Consider the following 16,212-nt stretch of genomic DNA (forward strand, 5'->3'; position numbering starts at 1 on the left):
ACTTCAATGAACCTTCCTATCTTCGCCATCAACCTCGACCGCGAGACCGGTCGCTGGAGCGAATTGGTCGCCAGCGCCGAAGCGGCCGGCCTGACCTTGCAGCGCATTGCCGCCATCGACGGCCGCGCCCTCGCCAAGGAGGACTGGACGGAGATCGATCTTCCAACCGCGCGCAAGCTGAGCGGGCGCGACATTCTGCCCGGCGAATATGCCTGTTACCGCAGCCATATCCGGGCGCTGGAGACCTTCCTCGCCGGTGGCGGCGCCTATGGCCTGATTGTCGAAGACGACGTCCTCTTCAGCGAACGCACAATGCGGCGCATCGAGGCCATCATCGCGGCGGTGCCGGATTTCGATGCCATCAAGCTGACCAACCATCGCACGAGCTTCTTCATGCGCGCCATCGAGACGACGGAAGGCGATGAGATCGGTCGCGCGCTGCATGGCCCGCAAGGTTCGGCCGCCGCCTATCTGGTGACGCGCCAGGGAGCCCAGGGACTGTTGTCGGCGCTCGCCGTAATGAAAATGCCATGGGATGTCGCACTCGAACGCTTTTGGGATACCGGCCTGAAAATCTATTCAGTTCGCCAAAACGTGCTTGGCTTCGCCGCCAGCAGCAAGATTTCCGCCATAGCCGGTCCCTCGGGAAGCTACAAATCTGCAAGGCTTGGCGGACCGAGCCGGCTAAGTGCTGGTGCGTTGCGGGCCAAGGACGAACTGCGCCGCCTGCATCACGTCCTGCTGCGGCCCCCTTTGCCGCGAGAAACCCTGGACTATGCCAAGGACAACGCGCCGCGCCATACCTTGCTTCTGTTGCTTGCGGCGCTCGCCACTCTCGCCATGGTTTCCGCGGTGTGGCGCGAGGCCGACACCTACCGCTATGCGGGCCTGGCCCTTGCCTTGGTCGCAGTCATCCGCTGGTTCAGGGTGGATTTGTGGACCTACAGCAAACCGCTGATCGGTTGGGTCGGCTTTTTGTGTCTGGGTTGGTCGCTCTACGTCTTCATCCGACTGGCGATCGTCTATTTCGGCACCCACCAATTGGGTGGCGCCGAAGGCATTTACATGTTTCCGCTGTTCTATGCGACGACCGGCTTCGCGTTTCTGCTGTTTATCAGGCAGCCCGCGCGGCTCGTATTCTGGTTCATGATCCTCAGTCTTGTCTTCCTGGCGGCGGACACCTTCTATTCGGACATGCTTCAAGGTATCCAACCGACCCCGCGGCTTTTCAACAATCCCATCCACGCGTCGGTGGCTGCCGGCTTCATCTTCCTTTGCGCGCTGCAGTTCATGGCATACACGGCCCAGAGAACGGACCTCGGGAAAGCAACCAAGAACTTGCATTGGGCGCTGTCGACAGCCGTCCTGCTGTTTGCCCTCGTCAACATCATTGAGATGCGGTCGAAGGGCGTCTGGCTTGCGCTTGCGCTCGCCCTGCTCTTGTTGGCGGTCATGACCCTGGCGAGAGGCCATCGCCGCGAACTGTTGGTTTCAGGTGCCGTGCTGGCGATCGTGGCGGCCGGCGTTGTCGCAACACACAACATCTTCTCGTCCACCGCCGGCGACACCATGATCTTCGTCAAGGCCTTGGTTCCGGATATCTTGAGGCATGGCGTCCTCCCAGCCTTCGACCGAGCCATCGCGAGCGATACGACGCCGCTTGCAGCCAAGGAACGGCTGATGCTGTGGGCGGATGCGATCGAGATCTGGAAACGCCACCCGATCTTCGGAGCCAGTTCCAGCTGGCTGACCGAATGGCAGCACAGAACCTATCATCCGATGATCCTAAACGTCTTCCACAACGGCTATCTGGAGATTGCGGTGCGCTATGGTGTGGTCGGACTGGCGTTCTTTGCCTTCCTCTACACCTGGTCGTCCAGGCAGGTTCTGCTGGCCATGCGGGCCAAGCTTATCGCTCCGGCCGCATGGTCCTGCTACATCTCGACGCTGGTCTTCTTCGCCATAACCATCCTTACCAATTCAAACAACCGGCTGGCTATGGGCGAGGCCTTCATGTGGTTTGCTGCAGCGTTCGGCTTCTACTGTTATTATGTTCGCCAGCAGAACAACCTTGTCGCGCCGCGAACCTATTTCTAGGGCCGGCTCTGGCACCGCATCCGGCCAACTGGTCTGACTCAGTGATGGTTCCGTCGTTTTTTCAAAGATCCGGTGCAATCGTCGCAAGGCGCCACCGCCCTGCCCCGCGCACAGGGCGCCCCTGCAAGAGCCCGGCCCGCACCGCCGCGTCGCGGTGCCGGCGTGAGGTTGAGGAAGCCGTTCACGCCGGCGGTCACCTTTTGAACGGCGTGTGTTGTTCAGCCGTTTGGATAGTAGCCGCCATCCGCGCCATCACCCATGTAGGTTCCTTGGCCGGTGGTAGCCTGAAGCCGCTGATCGAGCGCATTGATCTGCCCAAGCTTCGAACGGGCTGAAGTCGACGGAGTGTGCTGAATAATATCCGCCTGCTGCATCAGGTCGCGGGCTTGATCCTGCGTGATCTTGCCAGTTTTCCTGGCCACGCGGATACCCTGCTTCACGCTGAGCAACTGATCTGACGCCGCCCTCGCTTCCGGATCCGCTGGCACCGATGCCGTGGTCTGGGTGTCGACCTTTACCTTGTGGTGACGGTGCACAGCGTAGGCGCTCGAAAGCGGTATGGCCGCGAAGATGCGGCCGCGATGATTTTTGGCATGAAGGTGCGCATGACGATATCTCCTATGATGAAGCGAGCGGCGAAGCCGCTTTCCAAAAGGGCCGTTTGGTCGCGTCGAGCCGCAGTGGCGCATTCATCGGCCGACGGTCCTCGGCCCGAGAAGGCATATATGGAGGCCACTCCGGCGTTGAATGACTTGGAACGCAAATGTTATCGGATGTGATCGAGCGTTAAATTGCGACTGCAACTAAACTAAAACTAGCGGAAGCGAGGCCATCTGCCCGGTCGTGGGCGGGGCCATGATCGAGGCCTTTAAGGGCACGGCGCTGATAGCGCGCGATCTGGATGTGTTCGATTGGGCTACCGATTGCATTTGTATGGCGTGCGGTTCTTGTGGTCGCAACGTGCGCGAACTGGGCCATGCACCGCAACGGCGGATAGTCGACAGCCGGACCGGGTCAGCTCGCTTCGCGCATCGCTTCGGCGGCCTGCAGGTCGACCGACACAAGCTGGCTGACGCCCTGCTCGGCCATCGTCACGCCGAACAGCCGGTTCATGCGCGCCATGGTGATCGGGTTATGGGTGATGATGACGAAGCGCGTCTCGGTGGTGTTAGCCATTTCGTCCATGAGATTGCAGAAGCGCTCGACATTGTGATCGTCGAGCGGGGCGTCGACTTCGTCGAGCACGCAGATCGGCGCCGGATTTGTCAGGAACACGGCGAAGATCAGCGACATCGCCGTCAGCGCCTGCTCGCCACCGGACAACAGTGTCATGGTCTGCGGCTTCTTGCCGGGCGGGCGGGCCAGGATTTCGAGCCCGGCCTCGAGCGGATCGTCGGATTCGATCAGTTGCAACTCCGCCGTGCCGCCGCCGAACAGATGCGAGAACAGCCGCTGGAAATGGCTGTTGACGACGTCGAAGGCGGCAAGCAATCGCTCGCGACCTTCGCGGTTGAGGCTCTGGATTGCTTGCCTGAGCTTGCGGATCGCCTCGATGATGTCCTCGCGTTCGGACACGATCGCCTCGAGCCGGTCGGAAAGCTCCTTCTGCTCTTCCTCGGCGCGCAGGTTGACGGCGCCCAGCCGCTCGCGCTCGATCTTCAGCCGATCGAGCTGACGCTCGATCTCGGCCATGTCGGGCATCGGGCCGTCAGCCTCCAGACCGGTGTGGCGAATGACCAGATGCGGCGGCGTGTTCAGCGTTTCCTGGATGCGCGCCTCGACCTCCAGCCGGCGTTCGTCGGCCGCGGTCAGCCGCTCTTCGGCACGAACACGGGTCTCGCGCGCTTCGGCCAGGAACTGGATGGCGCCGGTGGCGGCCTTGTCCAGTTCGGATTGCCGGTTCTCGGCTTCCTGCAAACGGTCGGCCGCCGCCTTGCGCAAGGTCTCGGCCTCGGTGAGCTGCGACAGCAGCGCGCGCCGCTTGGCGTCGATTTCATCGGGAGCATCCGCCAGCCGTTCGCGTTCGGCCTCGGCTTCGGCTTTGCGTTCGCCAAGCGATGCGATCTGCGTCGAGGCGTTTTCAGCCCGCTCCAGCCAGTTGCTGCGCTCGGCGCCAATGGCATCCAGCCGGCGCGCGCGCGCCTCGGCTTCGCGCCGCAGACCCTCGTGCACCGCACGTGCATCCGCAAGCGTGGCGCGGTCGCGGGCGACATTGGCCGAGGACTGTTCGAGCTGCAATTGCAGGTCGCCGAGATCGGGCGCGTCCTGCAGCAGCATTTCCGCCTCGGCGAAGGCTTCCGAGGTCTCCTCATAGCTGTCGACGATGCGGGCACGCGCCTCGTCCAGTGCCGCGCGGCGGCTCTGCAATTCGCCGCCGGCCCGTTCAGCCTCAACCAGCGCATTGCGGGCAGCGTCCAGCCGATGCTGAGCGTCACGACCGGCCTGGCGCGCATTGCGCTCGGCCTCGCTCGCCAGGCGGAGCGCCTGTTCGGCCTGCGCAAGCGCCTCCTCGGCCTGGCGCAGGACGAGCGTCGCCTGTATCGCCTCGGCATCGAGTTCGGCCAGCCGGTTCTTTTGCGCTAGCCGCTGTGCGGCGGCGGTCGGTGCGTCGGCGCTGGCGGTAAAGCCATCCCAGCGCCACAGCGCGCCCTCGCGGCTGACCAGCCGCTGGCCGGGAGCAAGGAGCGCCTGCAGGCGGCGGCCATCGCCCGGCTCGACGATACCGATCTGCGCCAGGCGTCGGGCGAGCTGTGCCGGCGCGTGAACCACGCTGGCAAGGCTCCTGACGCCTTCGGGCAGAGCCGCGTCGCCGGGCTGGATTCCGCTTTCGCCCCAATGCACCGGTGCGCTGCGGTCGAGCGGCACGTCGAGGTCTTCGCCAAGGGCCGCACCAAGCGCCGTCTCGAAACCGCGGTCGACGCTGATCTGCTCCAGCACCGCCGGGAAAAGGTCGCCGCTGGCGGCATTGAGTATCTTGGCCAGCGTGCGCGCTTCCGTCTCGATCCGCGCCAGTTCGGCCCTGGCATCCTGAAGCGGTGGGCGGGCAGAGCTTTCGGTAGTGCGGGCATCGATGACCGACTGTTCGGTCTCCAATACGGCAGCCTCGGCTTCCTCCAGCAGCGCCATGGCCTGTTCGACCAGCACGCGCTTCTCGGCCGGATCCGGCAGGCCGGCGACCTTGGAGAGTATCTCCGACATTTCGCGGTCGACATCGGCAAGCTGACGGCCGAAGCGGTCGCGGCGCTCGGCGGTGTCGCGCAGCGTCCGTTCGATCTGGTTGCGCGCGGCGGCGGCCTCCGCCCGCTCGGCGGTCAGCGTGGCGAGCTTGGCTTCGCTTTGCGAAAGCGTCGATGCCGCCTGTTCGAAAGCGGCGCGGGTGGTGGCCTCGCGCTCGGCCGCACCGGCATTTTCGGAATTCAGCGTGGCTTCTTCGGCGCGAAGGCGTTCGAGGATGTCCGCATTGTCGCGGACCATGCGCTCCTCACGGGCGATGTCGCCGTCGAGTTGCTGCAGCCGGCGCTCGAGCTCGGTCTGACGGGCGCGGATACGGCCGGCCTCCTCCTCGATCTGCGACTTGGCGATCGACAGGCGCTGGAAGGCAGCAGCCGCGGCGGCCTCCGCGTCGCGCAGATCGGGCAGGCGGTGAGCGCCGATGCCCTGCTCGCGCGCGGCGGCCATCTGTGCGGCGGCGCGGTCGCCAACAAGCGCCGTGGCAACGGCAAGCGCCGAGCGCGCATCGCCCTCCTGGGTCTTGGCCAGCGTCCAGCGCAGATGCAAGAGCGTCGCTTCGGCCTTGCGGATATCGGCGGACAGGTTCTTGAAGCGGGACGCCTGGCGCGCCTGGCGCTTCAGGCTTTCGATCTGGCTTTCCAGTTCGCCGACGACGTCGTCCAGCCGTTCGAGGTTCTGCTCGGCCGCCTTCAGCCGCAGCTCGGCCTCATGGCGGCGGGTGTGCAGGCCGGAAATGCCGGCCGCCTCTTCGAGCAGCGCGCGGCGCGCCTGCGGCTTGGCCTGGATCAGTTCGCCGATACGGCCCTGACCGACCATCGACGGCGAACGCGCGCCGGTCGACTGGTCGGCGAACAGAAGCTGCACGTCCTTGGCGCGCGCTTCCTTGCCGTTGATGCGATAGAGCGAGCCCGCCTCGCGCTCGATGCGGCGCGACACCTGCAGTTCGTCGGCGTCGTTGAAAGCAGCAGGCGCCGAGCGGTCACTGTTGTCGAGGAAAAGCGTGACTTCGGCGGTGTTGCGTGCCGGGCGCGTGCCCGAGCCGGAAAAGATGACATCGTCCATGCCGGACGCGCGCATGTTCTTGTAGGAGCTTTCGCCCATCACCCAGCGCAGCGCCTCGACAAGGTTCGACTTGCCGCAGCCGTTCGGCCCGACAATGCCGGTCAGTCCGCGTTCGATGACGAACTCACCGGGCTCGACGAAAGACTTGAAACCGAGTAGGCGAAGGCGCGAAAACTTCATTCGCGCCGCCCATCAAGCGGTTTTGAGCGGTTTTGCGACTGGAATTCACGGCACAACAAGACGCGGCGCGCGCCGAGGCGGCGCCGCCTCAGCGCTGACCGTATGTCAGAGCAGAGGGTCGATGATGGCCGACATTTCCTCAATCGACATCGCCCCCTTGTAGGTCTTACCGTTGATGAAGAAGGTCGGTGTCGAGTCGACCTTGAATTCGTTGGCGCCGCGCTTCTGGACCGATCTCACATCGTCCAGAAGTTTCTGGTCCGTCAAGCAGGCCTCGAAGGACTCCTGTGTAAAACCGGCGAGCTTCGAGATTTGCAGCAGCGCATCCTTGGTGTTCTGGACGCCGACCCAGTTCGCCTGCTGCCTGAACAGGACATCCACCATCGGGAAATAGTTATCCTTGGCGCAGCGCGCCAGCATGAAACCGGCTTCGGCGCTCGGATCGAACGGGAATTCGCGCAGGATGTAGCGCGCCTTGCCGGTGTCGATGTACTTGGTCTTCAGTTCCGGAAAGGTGGTCTCGGCGAAATGCGCGCAGTGCGGGCAGGTCATCGAGGCGTATTCGACGATGGTGACCTTGGCGTCGTCCTTGCCAAGCTGCTTGTCGGGCAGCGCACCCGGCTTCATCAGTTCCGCCATGTCCACGGTGCCCTGGGCCTCCGGCGCGGTAGCGGCGGCCGGCGTGGCCGGCGTCGCAGGCTTGGCGGGAGCGGCCGGGGCCGCTGGCTTCACATCCGCGGCCTTGGCCTCCTCGCTGGAGTCGCTGCAGGCGGCGAGCAGGGCAACCGCCGGAATGGCCGCCAGCGAAGACAGAACGTTTCTGCGAGACAGACTTTGGCCAAACGGGGGACGGTTCATACGAATCACCTGACAAGGGTTGGATTTTGCAATGCAAAGACACGAAAAGGCGAGAGTTGGCGCGAATTAAGGCATCTCCATCCCCAATCCAATCGCCTAACCTGACAAAGGCGATCACGAAAGCGAGATATTGACGACAAACCCATGACTTTCTTCAAGAGGCTTATGACTTCCTCTCCCCGATAATGGTAGCGCCAAGTTTTTCCAGCGATGCGCGCAGTCCGTCATTGTCGACAAGGCCGACAGTCCCCGACAGTTTCGTCTTCTCGGCTGCCGTCAGCGGCCTGAGGGCCGGCCTGCGCCTTGCCTTGTCGGCTGTCACCGGCTTCTGCAGGATTCTGATGCGGCTGATGGCGGTGAAACCGAGGAAGGCGTTGACCCGGTTGATGATCTCGCCGGTCTCGTGCTGCAGGTGAAGTGCCGCCATGCCTTCGCAGGCGATGACCAGCACCGCCGGCTCGAACGGATCGTCCTCATGCATGCGGCGCGGCCACTGGATTTTTTCAGGGCGCGAGTGGCTGGCCAGACGTGGGCCGGCGATCTCTTCCCATGACTGGACGAGGCCAATCGAAATGCCGGCCCGCTTGCGCAGCACCGGATCGAGGATCTTGGTCGCGAGATCGCTGACCGGGACGGGATTGCCGTAGGGCGTTCTCCCTGCCATGTACGTTCTCCAGCCACGACGTTCATCAGTATCGGCCAAGGCCAATTCCCGATCAATGGCACCAGCAGACCAGACCCGCAAGACCGCCTCCCGAGATAGCAGCAACGCTGCATCCGGAGAAGCTGCATCTGGAGATAGTGGCAAAGCCACATCTAGAGTTCGTGACGATATCGCATCCCGCTTGCTCGGCTGGTACGATGTGCACCACCGCGAACTGCCGTGGCGGATAACGCCACGCGAGCATGCGCGGGGCGTAAGGCCTGATCCCTACCGCGTCTGGCTGTCCGAAGTCATGCTGCAGCAGACCACGGTCGAGGCGGTGAAGGCCTATTTCCGGGTTTTCGTCGAGAAATGGCCTGATGTCGAGGCGCTGGCCGCGGCGCCGACCGAGGACGTGATGAAAGCCTGGGCCGGGCTCGGCTACTACTCCCGCGCCCGTAATCTCAAGGCCTGCGCCGATCAGGTGGCCCTGCGTGGCGGCCGGTTTCCCGACACGGAAACGGGATTGAGAGAACTGCCCGGCATCGGTGCCTATACGTCGGCGGCCATCATGGCGATCGCCTTCGACCGCCCCGCTGCCGTCGTCGACGGCAATGTCGAACGCGTCATCTCCCGGCTGTTTTCGATCACGACGCCGCTGGGCGAGGCGAAGCCTGAGATCCGCGCCCATGTCCAACGCATGATGCCAGGGACAAGGCCGGGCGACTTCGCCCAGGCGATGATGGATCTCGGCGCCACCATCTGCACCCCGCGCCGGCCGCGCTGCATGCTGTGCCCGCTGCGCGAAGACTGCAGCGCGGTCGTTTCAGGCGATCCCGAGCACTTCCCGGTGCGCCTGCCAAAGGCCGACAAGCCGCTGCGACGCGGCGCCGCCTTCGTCGCCGTACGGGGCGACGGCGCCATTATGCTGCGCAAACGGGCGGAGAAGGGTTTGCTTGGCGGCATGACCGAGGTGCCGACGACAGGCTGGACCGCGCGGATCGATGGAGGCACCACGGAAGCGGCCGCGCCTTTCCCTGCCGACTGGCGGCGTGCCGGCCAGATTGCCCATGTCTTCACCCATTTCGCTCTCGAACTCGAAGTCTTTCACGCCCACATCAAAGGTGATGCGCCGGAAGGGCATTTCTGGTCGCTCGCCCACGAGATTTCCGGCGAGGCGCTGCCCACTGTCATGAAAAAGGCAATCGAGGCTGCGATACCCGGCGCGACGAAAAAGCCGTCATCACACAGTGCGAAGAGGCCCCATGACTGAAATACGCCACATCGTTTTCGACATCGGCAGAGTGCTGATCCACTACGATCCCAACATTCCGTTCAGCCGCCTCATTCCGGATGCCGAGGAGAGAAAGTGGTTTTTCGATAATGTCTGCACGCATGACTGGAACATCGAGCAGGACCGCGGCCGGACCTGGGAAGAGGCCGAGGCGCTGCTGATAGCGGACCATCCCGATCAAGCGGAAAACATCCGCGGTTTCCGCCGCCACTGGCACGAAATGGTGCCGCATGCCTACGAAGACAGCGTTGCCATCATGGTCGGCCTGATCGACAGCGGCCACGACGTGACGATGCTGACCAATTTTGCCAGCGACACGCTGGCCGAGGCGCGCGAGCGCTTCGATTTTCTCGAACGGCCGCGCGGCGTCACCATCTCGGGCGAGATTGGCATGATCAAGCCGGATCGCGGAATTTACGATCATCACGTTGCCGCTTTCGGCCTCGAACCAGCCGCGACGCTGTTCATCGACGACAGCCAGAAGAATGTCGACGGCGCCAAGGCGGCCGGCTGGCAGTCGGTGCTGTTCACCGATGCGAAGACGCTTCAAGCAGACCTTGAACGCCTTGGAATCAAGACGTGATTTGAACCGCTTCCAGCGATCAGTTGCGTTGCTACTTTCGCAGCAATTGGCAGGAGATCAGGCCCCTGCCCGCTCCATGCCAAGTCGTGCGATGCGGCGAAGCTCGTCGATCGGGGTCAGGCCTCCGCTGCGCTCATAGTGCCAGAAGGTCCAGCCGTTGCAGGCATCCAGCCCCTGCACTTCGGCGCCGATCTTGTGGATCGAGCCGGCGCTGTCGCCGATCGCCACCGTGCCGTCGGCACGCACCTTGGCCGCCCAGCGCTTCTTGGCGTCGTAGAGCGTCGCGCCCGGCATCATCAGCCCGGTGTCGATCAGGCTGACGAAGGCAACGCGCGGTTCGGCGCGCTTGCCGGTCAGCACGGCGAGGTCCGCGCCATCCAGCGGCCGCACCGCGTCGATGCGCTCGTTGGCGGCGTCGATATAGGCCTGCTCGCGTTCGATACCGACGAAATGGCGGCCGAGGCGTTTTGCGACCGCGCCGGTGGTGCCGGAGCCGAAGAAGGGATCGAGCACGATGTCGCCCGGTTTGGTCGAGGCCATCATGATGCGGGCGAGCAGCGCTTCCGGCTTCTGCGTCGGATGCAGCTTGTCGCCATTGTCGTTCTTCAGTCGCTCGCCGCCGGTGCAGATCGGAAACAGCCAGTCGGAGCGCATCTGGATGTCGTCGTTGGACGCCTTCATGGCTTCGTAGTTGAAGGTATAGCCCTTGCCTTTCTGGTCGCGCGACGCCCAGATGATCGTCTCATGTGCGTTCTGGAAGCGGCGGCCACGGAAATTCGGCATCGGATTGGTCTTGCGCCAGACCACGTCGTTAAGGATCCAGAAGCCGAGATCCTGCATCTTGGCGCCAACCCGGAAGATGTTGTGATAGGAGCCGATGACCCAGATGGTGCCGTTGGGCTTCAGCACCCGTCGCGCCGCCAGGAGCCAGGCACGGGTGAAAGCGTCATAGGCCTCGAAGCTTTCGAACTGGTCCCAGTCGTCATCGACCGCGTCGACCTTCGACTGATCAGGGCGGTGCAGATCGCCGTCGAGCTGCAGATTGTATGGTGGATCGGCGAAGATGACGTCGATCGACTTTTCGGGCAGCCGGTCGAGCGCGGCGACGCAGTCGCCCTTGAGGATCGTGTCCAGCCATTCGGATTGCAGGGGAGCGTGGGATAGCTCGTCGAGAAGACGCACGGCAGACATTCTGACACCCAGGGCACGCGTTACTGTTTTACTCTCTGTTATGGTTACCGATCAGCGTAAATATTCGGTGAAGACTGCCGAGTTTGCGAAGGTGGCCCTGTTGGTGTATGCCGCGCCGCCTCACCTCCCGAGGCCCTTCATACTCCCATTGTCCGGATCACCATGCCCCAGCCAGACCTTGTCATCTTCGATTGCGACGGCGTGCTCGTCGATTCCGAAATCATTGCCGCCCGCGTCGAGGCGGAGCTGCTGACCTTAGCCGGGTACGAAATCTCTGCGGAAGAACTCGCCGAGACCTACGCTGGCCTGACGTTCAAGGACATCATGATACGGGTCGAGGAGAAGTCCAGCATCCCGTTCCAGGTATCGTTGATCGACCGCGCCGAAGAACTGGTCGACCGCAAATTGCGCAGCGACGTACGTGCCATCGATGGCGCGCGCGAGGCAGTCGCCGCAGTCACCGCGCCGCACTGCGTCTGCTCGAATTCGCGCTCCGAGCGCATCGAATTTATGCTGGAGAAGGTTCACCTGATGCCCTTCTTCAAGGACCGCATTTTTTCCGCGATGGAAACACCGACCGGAAAAACCAAGCCTGCCCCAGACGTGTTCCTGTTTGCGGCGGAGAAACTCAACGCAAACCCGGCGAACACGTTCGTCATCGAGGATTCCGTGCACGGCGTCCATGGCGCCAGGACGGCCGGCATGCGGGTGATCGGCTTCACCGGCGCCGCCCACAGCTATCCCGGCCATGCCGACGCGCTGACCGAGGCCGGAGCCGAGACGGTGATACGCCGCTGGGCAGAGCTGAAAAGCGTGATCGCCGCGCTGTCGGAGTGGTCGGCGGATGCCTGAAAAGCGTGCGCCGCGACGCACGCTTCATCCAAATGCCGAGACTTAGTTCGTCGCGACAGCTTTCTTCCTGCGGGTCTTCTTCAGCTTGTCCGTCGTCGCCTTCGGCGCGTTTTCATCATAGCCGGCAAAGACCTGATAGTCCTGCGCCGTCGGCTCCGGTACGACAACATTGGAATCGGTGAAGACGAACTGGGTTGCGACCGAGGGATCGGTGACCTGGACCTGATATTGGTGGATCTGCGAATAGAGGACCTCGGCACCGTGCATCACGGCGATGCGGATTGGCATGGTGATGTTGCCGGGCGAGAACTTCGGCCCCGGCACAATTTTGCCGGCGACCGCGATCTTCATCGTCAGCTGGCCGTTGGCACGGCTGCAGTCGCGCGTCACGTCGCTGACCGATGCCTGGTAGACGATGTTCGCAGACTCGTCGGGCGGAGCAGCAGCGGCGGCGTCGGCCTCTGCCTGGGCGGCGGCATCCTGCGCGGCGTCGCCCGTCTTCTTGAGCTTGGGCCTGGGCTTCTGGACGTCCTTGGAATAGGTGTTGAAGAAGGCCGTGCCGTCACGCACCGTCACTCTGGGACAATAGGCTTGCAACTGGCTGGCCAGTATTTTGGGATCCTGCGGCGGCGGTGGCGCCGTCGGGTCCTTCTTGCCAAAGCCGAGGTTCAGAATGCCATTGTCGCCCGATTGGCAACCGGCGGCGGCGAGCATAAAGCCGGTGAGCGCAAGACCCGCCAAAAAGCGACCTCTAAATGTACGAAACGCCATGAAACTGCACTTCCCTCTCGCAAAGCTGGTGACGTATATCAACCGCGCGGCAAAAATGCGACTGAGCCAGCGCAGAAATTAGCCACCTTGCAGTGGACGAAAAAGCCAAGCAGTAACGGATTTGTGACATGCAATATGTGAGTACCCGAGGCGAAGCCCCCGTTCTTGGATTTTCCGACGCCGTGCTGGCTGGCCTGGCGCGCGACGGCGGGCTCTATGTGCCGCGCGAGTGGCCGCGGTTTTCCGCGGCCGAGATCCGAGCCATGCGCGGCCTTGCCTATCCCGATCTTGCCATCCGCGTGCTGTCGCCGTTTCTCGGCGACGAGATCCCGGCATCGGTCTTCGAACGGCTGGTGCGCGAAGCCTACGCCACCTTCCGCCACGAGGCCGTCTGCCCGCTGGTGCAAACCGGCCCCAACACCTTCATCCTGGAGCTCTTCCACGGGCCGACGCTTGCCTTCAAGGACGTGGCGATGCAGCTTCTGGCCCGGCTGATGGACCACGTGCTTACCGAACGCGATCAGCACGCCACCATCGTCGGTGCCACCTCGGGCGATACCGGTGGGGCGGCAATCGATGCGTTTGCCGGGCGCAGCCGCACCGACATCTTCATCCTTTTCCCGCACGGCCGCGTCTCGCCGGTGCAGCAGCGGCAGATGACGACATCGACGGCTGAGAACGTCCACGCGCTGGCGATCGAAGGTAATTTCGACGATTGCCAGGGCCTGCTCAAGGATATGTTCAACGATCATAGCTTTCGCGACCGGGTTGCGCTTTCCGGCGTCAATTCGATCAACTGGGCCCGTATCATGGCCCAGATCGTCTATTATTTTTCCTCGGCGCTGTCGCTCGGCGCCCCGGACAGGCCCGTCTCCTTCACGGTGCCGACCGGCAATTTCGGCGATATCTTCGCCGGCTACGCAGCCAAGAAGATGGGCTTGCCGATCGAACGGCTGGTCATCGCCACCAACGACAACGACATCCTGGCGCGGACCTTCGCGACCGGCGAATACCGCACCAAAGGCGTCTTTGCGACCACGTCGCCGTCGATGGACATCCAGGTGTCGTCCAATTTCGAACGCTTGCTGTTCGAGGCCTCAGGCCGTAACGCCGCGACGGTGCGGCGCTACATGGACAGTCTGAAGCAGTCCGGCGCTTTCACCATCGAGCCCCAGCAAATCGTCGGGATGCGCTCCGAATTCGATGCAGGCCGGGCCGATATGGACGAGGTCGCCGCCACCATCCGCTCGACGCTCGCGGCCAGCAACTACCTGCTCGATCCGCACACCGCGGCAGCCGTGCATGTCGCGGCGGGCAAGGCGTCAGGCGCCGTGCCGATGGTGGTACTGGGCACCGCCCACCCGGCAAAGTTTCCGGCCGCCGTCGAAGCCGCCAGCGGCGTGTCGCCCGCACTGCCCGCATGGCTAGGGGGGTTGATGACATCCGAGGAAAAATACACGGTACTTCCATCCGACCTGAAAATGGTGGAAGATTACGTCGGCCGCCGCGCGCGGGCGGCGCGTTAGGGAGTAGTAGCCATATGGGTGTTGAGGTAAGCCGTCTGTCGAACGGCCTGACAGTCGCCACCGAAACCCTTCAAAGTATCGAATCGGTTGCCCTTGGAGCCTGGGTCAAGTCGGGTGCTCGCAATGAACGTGACAACGAGCATGGCATGGCCCATCTGCTCGAGCACATGGCGTTCAAGGGTACCAATAGGCGAAGCGCCTTCGAAATAGCCTCGGAGATCGAGGACGTCGGCGGTGAGATCAACGCCGCCACCAGCGTCGAAACCACCTCCTACTATGCCAGGGTGCTCTCCGACGATGTGCCGCTGGCCGTCGACATTCTTGCCGACATCCTGCAGGAGTCCGAGTTCGACCCACAGGAACTCGAACGCGAGCAGCATGTGATCCTGCAGGAGATCGGGGCCGCGCACGACACGCCCGACGACATCGTCTTCGACCGTTTCACGGAGACGGCGTTTCGCCACCAGACGATCGGACGCTCGATCCTGGGCACGCCGGAAACCGTCAAATCCTTCACCTCAAGGCAGTTGCACGATTTCATCGAAAGGCAATATGGCGCCGAGCGCATGGTGATTGTCGCTGCCGGCGACATCAAGCACGACAATTTCGTGCGCGAGGTCGAAAAGCAGCTCGGCGGCTTCCGCAGCAAGGCCGACAGCACCATCCCGCAGTATGCGCAATATATCGGCGGCGATTTCCGCGAGGACCGCGACTTGATGGACGCGCAGATCGTGCTTGGGTTCGAAGGCCGCGCCTATCATGTGCGCGACTTCTATGCCTCGCAGGTGCTGTCGATGATCCTCGGCGGTGGCATGTCGTCGCGCCTGTTCCAGGAGGTCCGCGAAAAACGCGGCCTGTGCTATTCGGTCTATGCCTTCCATTGGGGCTTTTCCGACACAGGCGTCTTCGGCGTCCATGCCGCCACCGGCCAGAGCGATATCGCCGAACTGGTCCCTGTCATCATCGACGAACTGCAGAAGGCCGGCGAGAACATCCTGCAGGAAGAACTCGACCGTGCGCGTGCGCAATATCGCGCCGGGCTGATCATGTCCGCCGAAAGCCCGGCCAGCCGGGCTTCGCAGATCGCACGGCAACTGCTTCTGTTCGGCCGGCCGATCGCCAAGGAGGAATTGATGGAACGGCTGGCGGCGCTGACGATCGAGCGGCTGACCGATCTGTCGTCGCGATTGTTCTCGACCAAGCCGACGCTTACCGCTGTCGGGCCCGTGGGCACACTGGCGCCATACGAGGCGATCCTCGAATCGCTCGCAGGCACGCAGACCACGGCGCGCAAGCTCGCCGTCTAAGCCCCTCAAAGCGCCATGTTCGCGCTCCCTTTCTTCCGCCGTGACCTACCGGCGCTGAAAGGCGACCGCGTCACACTGCGCGTGCCATTCACCAATGATTACCGCGAGTGGGCGGCGGTGCGCGGTGAAAGCCGCGCCTTCCTGGAACCTTGGGAGCCGCGCTGGACTCCCGACGAACTCGACCGCAATGCGTGGCGGCTTCGCATCAGCCGCTACCGCGAAGACTATGCGCAGGGGACGGCCATCGCCTTCTTCATCTTCGAAGGCAGCAGCGGCAAACTGGCAGGCGGCATCACGCTCGGCAACATACGCCATGGCGTCTCGCAAAGCGGCCATGTCGGCTACTGGATCGGCGAACGCTTTGGCGGCCGCGGTCTGATGACCGACGCGGTCAAGGTGGTGACCCGCTTCGCCTTCGATACGCTGAGGTTGCACCGGATCGAAGCGGCCTGTATTCCCGACAATATCAGGTCGATCCGCGTGCTTGAAAAAGCCGGATTCCGGCGCGAAGGACTTCTGCGATCCTATCTCAGGATCAACGGCATCTGGCAGGACCACTACCTCTATGCCCGGATCGCGGACGATCCGCCGTGCGTTGGAACGAAGGACTGATTTTT

At 63.2% G+C, this 16,212-nt stretch carries 13 protein-coding genes; 7 read left to right on the plus strand and 6 right to left on the minus strand.

Annotated elements, in window-relative coordinates; genetic code table 11:
• Positions 1-6 precede the first annotated feature (6 nt).
• Positions 7-2,097, plus strand: coding sequence for an O-antigen ligase family protein (locus tag NKI20_RS13590; RefSeq protein WP_352831187.1), 2,091 nt, complete (start codon positions 7-9; stop codon positions 2,095-2,097).
• A gap of 218 nt (positions 2,098-2,315) precedes the next feature.
• On the opposite strand, the gene NKI20_RS13595 is transcribed toward NKI20_RS13590, so the two are convergent.
• From NKI20_RS13595 to NKI20_RS13610, 4 genes are all read right to left on the minus strand, one after another.
• Positions 2,316-2,786 (minus strand): hypothetical protein, encoded by a 471-nt coding sequence (locus NKI20_RS13595; protein WP_352831189.1) that lies wholly within the window; start codon positions 2,784-2,786, stop codon positions 2,316-2,318.
• Positions 2,787-3,111: 325 nt separating this feature from the next.
• On the minus strand, positions 3,112-6,570 hold the full coding sequence (gene smc, locus NKI20_RS13600) for a chromosome segregation protein SMC (RefSeq protein ID WP_352831191.1): 3,459 nt from the start codon (positions 6,568-6,570) through the stop codon (positions 3,112-3,114).
• A 105-nt stretch (positions 6,571-6,675) separates the two neighbouring features.
• Positions 6,676-7,428, minus strand: coding sequence for a DsbA family protein (locus tag NKI20_RS13605; protein WP_352831193.1), 753 nt, complete (start codon positions 7,426-7,428; stop codon positions 6,676-6,678).
• A gap of 163 nt (positions 7,429-7,591) precedes the next feature.
• Positions 7,592-8,092 carry a DUF721 domain-containing protein gene (locus NKI20_RS13610; protein WP_352608438.1) on the minus strand — a complete coding sequence of 167 codons (501 nt, stop codon included), beginning with the start codon at positions 8,090-8,092 and terminating at the stop codon, positions 7,592-7,594.
• A 55-nt stretch (positions 8,093-8,147) separates the two neighbouring features.
• Between NKI20_RS13610 and mutY the strand changes: the two genes are divergently transcribed.
• Together mutY and NKI20_RS13620 are read left to right on the plus strand one after the other, a co-directional pair.
• Positions 8,148-9,344: an A/G-specific adenine glycosylase gene (gene mutY / locus NKI20_RS13615; RefSeq protein ID WP_502898096.1), complete on the plus strand. Its 1,197-nt coding sequence runs from the start codon at positions 8,148-8,150 to the stop codon at positions 9,342-9,344.
• A complete protein-coding gene (locus tag NKI20_RS13620; protein WP_352831198.1) occupies positions 9,337-9,948 on the plus strand; it encodes an HAD family hydrolase in 612 nt (203 codons plus the stop codon). Before mutY ends, NKI20_RS13620 begins: the two co-directional genes overlap by 8 nt.
• A gap of 57 nt (positions 9,949-10,005) precedes the next feature.
• On the opposite strand, the gene NKI20_RS13625 is transcribed toward NKI20_RS13620, so the two are convergent.
• Entirely contained in the window at positions 10,006-11,139 is a 1,134-nt protein-coding gene (locus tag NKI20_RS13625; RefSeq protein WP_352831200.1) for a site-specific DNA-methyltransferase, read from the minus strand.
• Positions 11,140-11,301: 162 nt separating this feature from the next.
• Between NKI20_RS13625 and NKI20_RS13630 the strand changes: the two genes are divergently transcribed.
• Positions 11,302-11,991 (plus strand): HAD family hydrolase, encoded by a 690-nt coding sequence (locus tag NKI20_RS13630; RefSeq protein ID WP_352608446.1) that lies wholly within the window; start codon positions 11,302-11,304, stop codon positions 11,989-11,991.
• A gap of 42 nt (positions 11,992-12,033) precedes the next feature.
• On the opposite strand, the gene NKI20_RS13635 is transcribed toward NKI20_RS13630, so the two are convergent.
• The gene (locus tag NKI20_RS13635) at positions 12,034-12,762 is read right to left on the minus strand and encodes a hypothetical protein (RefSeq protein ID WP_352831202.1); all 729 of its coding nucleotides are present in this window, start codon (positions 12,760-12,762) and stop codon (positions 12,034-12,036) included.
• 128 nt (positions 12,763-12,890) lie between these two features.
• On the opposite strand from NKI20_RS13635, the gene thrC reads away from it, so the two are divergent.
• From thrC to NKI20_RS13650, 3 genes are read left to right on the plus strand one after another with little or no spacing between them, the layout of a single operon-like run.
• On the plus strand, positions 12,891-14,288 hold the full coding sequence (gene thrC / locus NKI20_RS13640; protein ID WP_352831204.1) for a threonine synthase: 1,398 nt from the start codon (positions 12,891-12,893) through the stop codon (positions 14,286-14,288).
• Between the two features lie 14 nt (positions 14,289-14,302).
• Positions 14,303-15,595: a M16 family metallopeptidase gene (locus tag NKI20_RS13645; protein ID WP_023759146.1), complete on the plus strand. Its 1,293-nt coding sequence runs from the start codon at positions 14,303-14,305 to the stop codon at positions 15,593-15,595.
• A gap of 15 nt (positions 15,596-15,610) precedes the next feature.
• The gene (locus tag NKI20_RS13650; protein ID WP_023759145.1) at positions 15,611-16,207 is read left to right on the plus strand and encodes a GNAT family N-acetyltransferase; all 597 of its coding nucleotides are present in this window, start codon (positions 15,611-15,613) and stop codon (positions 16,205-16,207) included.
• Positions 16,208-16,212: the final 5 nt, after the last annotated feature.

Origin of the sequence: Mesorhizobium sp. M0830 (assembly GCF_040319965.1) — a bacterium.
In the GTDB taxonomy this organism is placed as follows: domain Bacteria; phylum Pseudomonadota; class Alphaproteobacteria; order Rhizobiales; family Rhizobiaceae; genus Mesorhizobium.

Excerpts from the sequence above, each read along its gene's own strand:
- NKI20_RS13590 (WP_352831187.1), top strand. The coding sequence starts at position 7 with ATGAACCTTCCTATCTTCGCCATCAACCTCGACCGCGAGACCGGTCGC.
- thrC (WP_352831204.1), top strand. The coding sequence starts at position 12,891 with ATGCAATATGTGAGTACCCGAGGCGAAGCCCCCGTTCTTGGATTTTCC.
- NKI20_RS13620 (WP_352831198.1), top strand. The coding sequence starts at position 9,337 with ATGACTGAAATACGCCACATCGTTTTCGACATCGGCAGAGTGCTGATC.
- mutY (WP_502898096.1), top strand. The coding sequence starts at position 8,148 with ATGGCACCAGCAGACCAGACCCGCAAGACCGCCTCCCGAGATAGCAGC.
- NKI20_RS13595 (WP_352831189.1), bottom strand. The coding sequence starts at position 2,786 with ATGCGCCACTGCGGCTCGACGCGACCAAACGGCCCTTTTGGAAAGCGG.
- NKI20_RS13610 (WP_352608438.1), bottom strand. The coding sequence starts at position 8,092 with ATGGCAGGGAGAACGCCCTACGGCAATCCCGTCCCGGTCAGCGATCTC.
- NKI20_RS13635 (WP_352831202.1), bottom strand. The coding sequence starts at position 12,762 with ATGGCGTTTCGTACATTTAGAGGTCGCTTTTTGGCGGGTCTTGCGCTC.
- NKI20_RS13630 (WP_352608446.1), top strand. The coding sequence starts at position 11,302 with ATGCCCCAGCCAGACCTTGTCATCTTCGATTGCGACGGCGTGCTCGTC.
- smc (WP_352831191.1), bottom strand. The coding sequence starts at position 6,570 with ATGAAGTTTTCGCGCCTTCGCCTACTCGGTTTCAAGTCTTTCGTCGAG.
- NKI20_RS13625 (WP_352831200.1), bottom strand. The coding sequence starts at position 11,139 with ATGTCTGCCGTGCGTCTTCTCGACGAGCTATCCCACGCTCCCCTGCAA.
- NKI20_RS13645 (WP_023759146.1), top strand. The coding sequence starts at position 14,303 with ATGGGTGTTGAGGTAAGCCGTCTGTCGAACGGCCTGACAGTCGCCACC.
- NKI20_RS13650 (WP_023759145.1), top strand. The coding sequence starts at position 15,611 with ATGTTCGCGCTCCCTTTCTTCCGCCGTGACCTACCGGCGCTGAAAGGC.
- NKI20_RS13605 (WP_352831193.1), bottom strand. The coding sequence starts at position 7,428 with ATGAACCGTCCCCCGTTTGGCCAAAGTCTGTCTCGCAGAAACGTTCTG.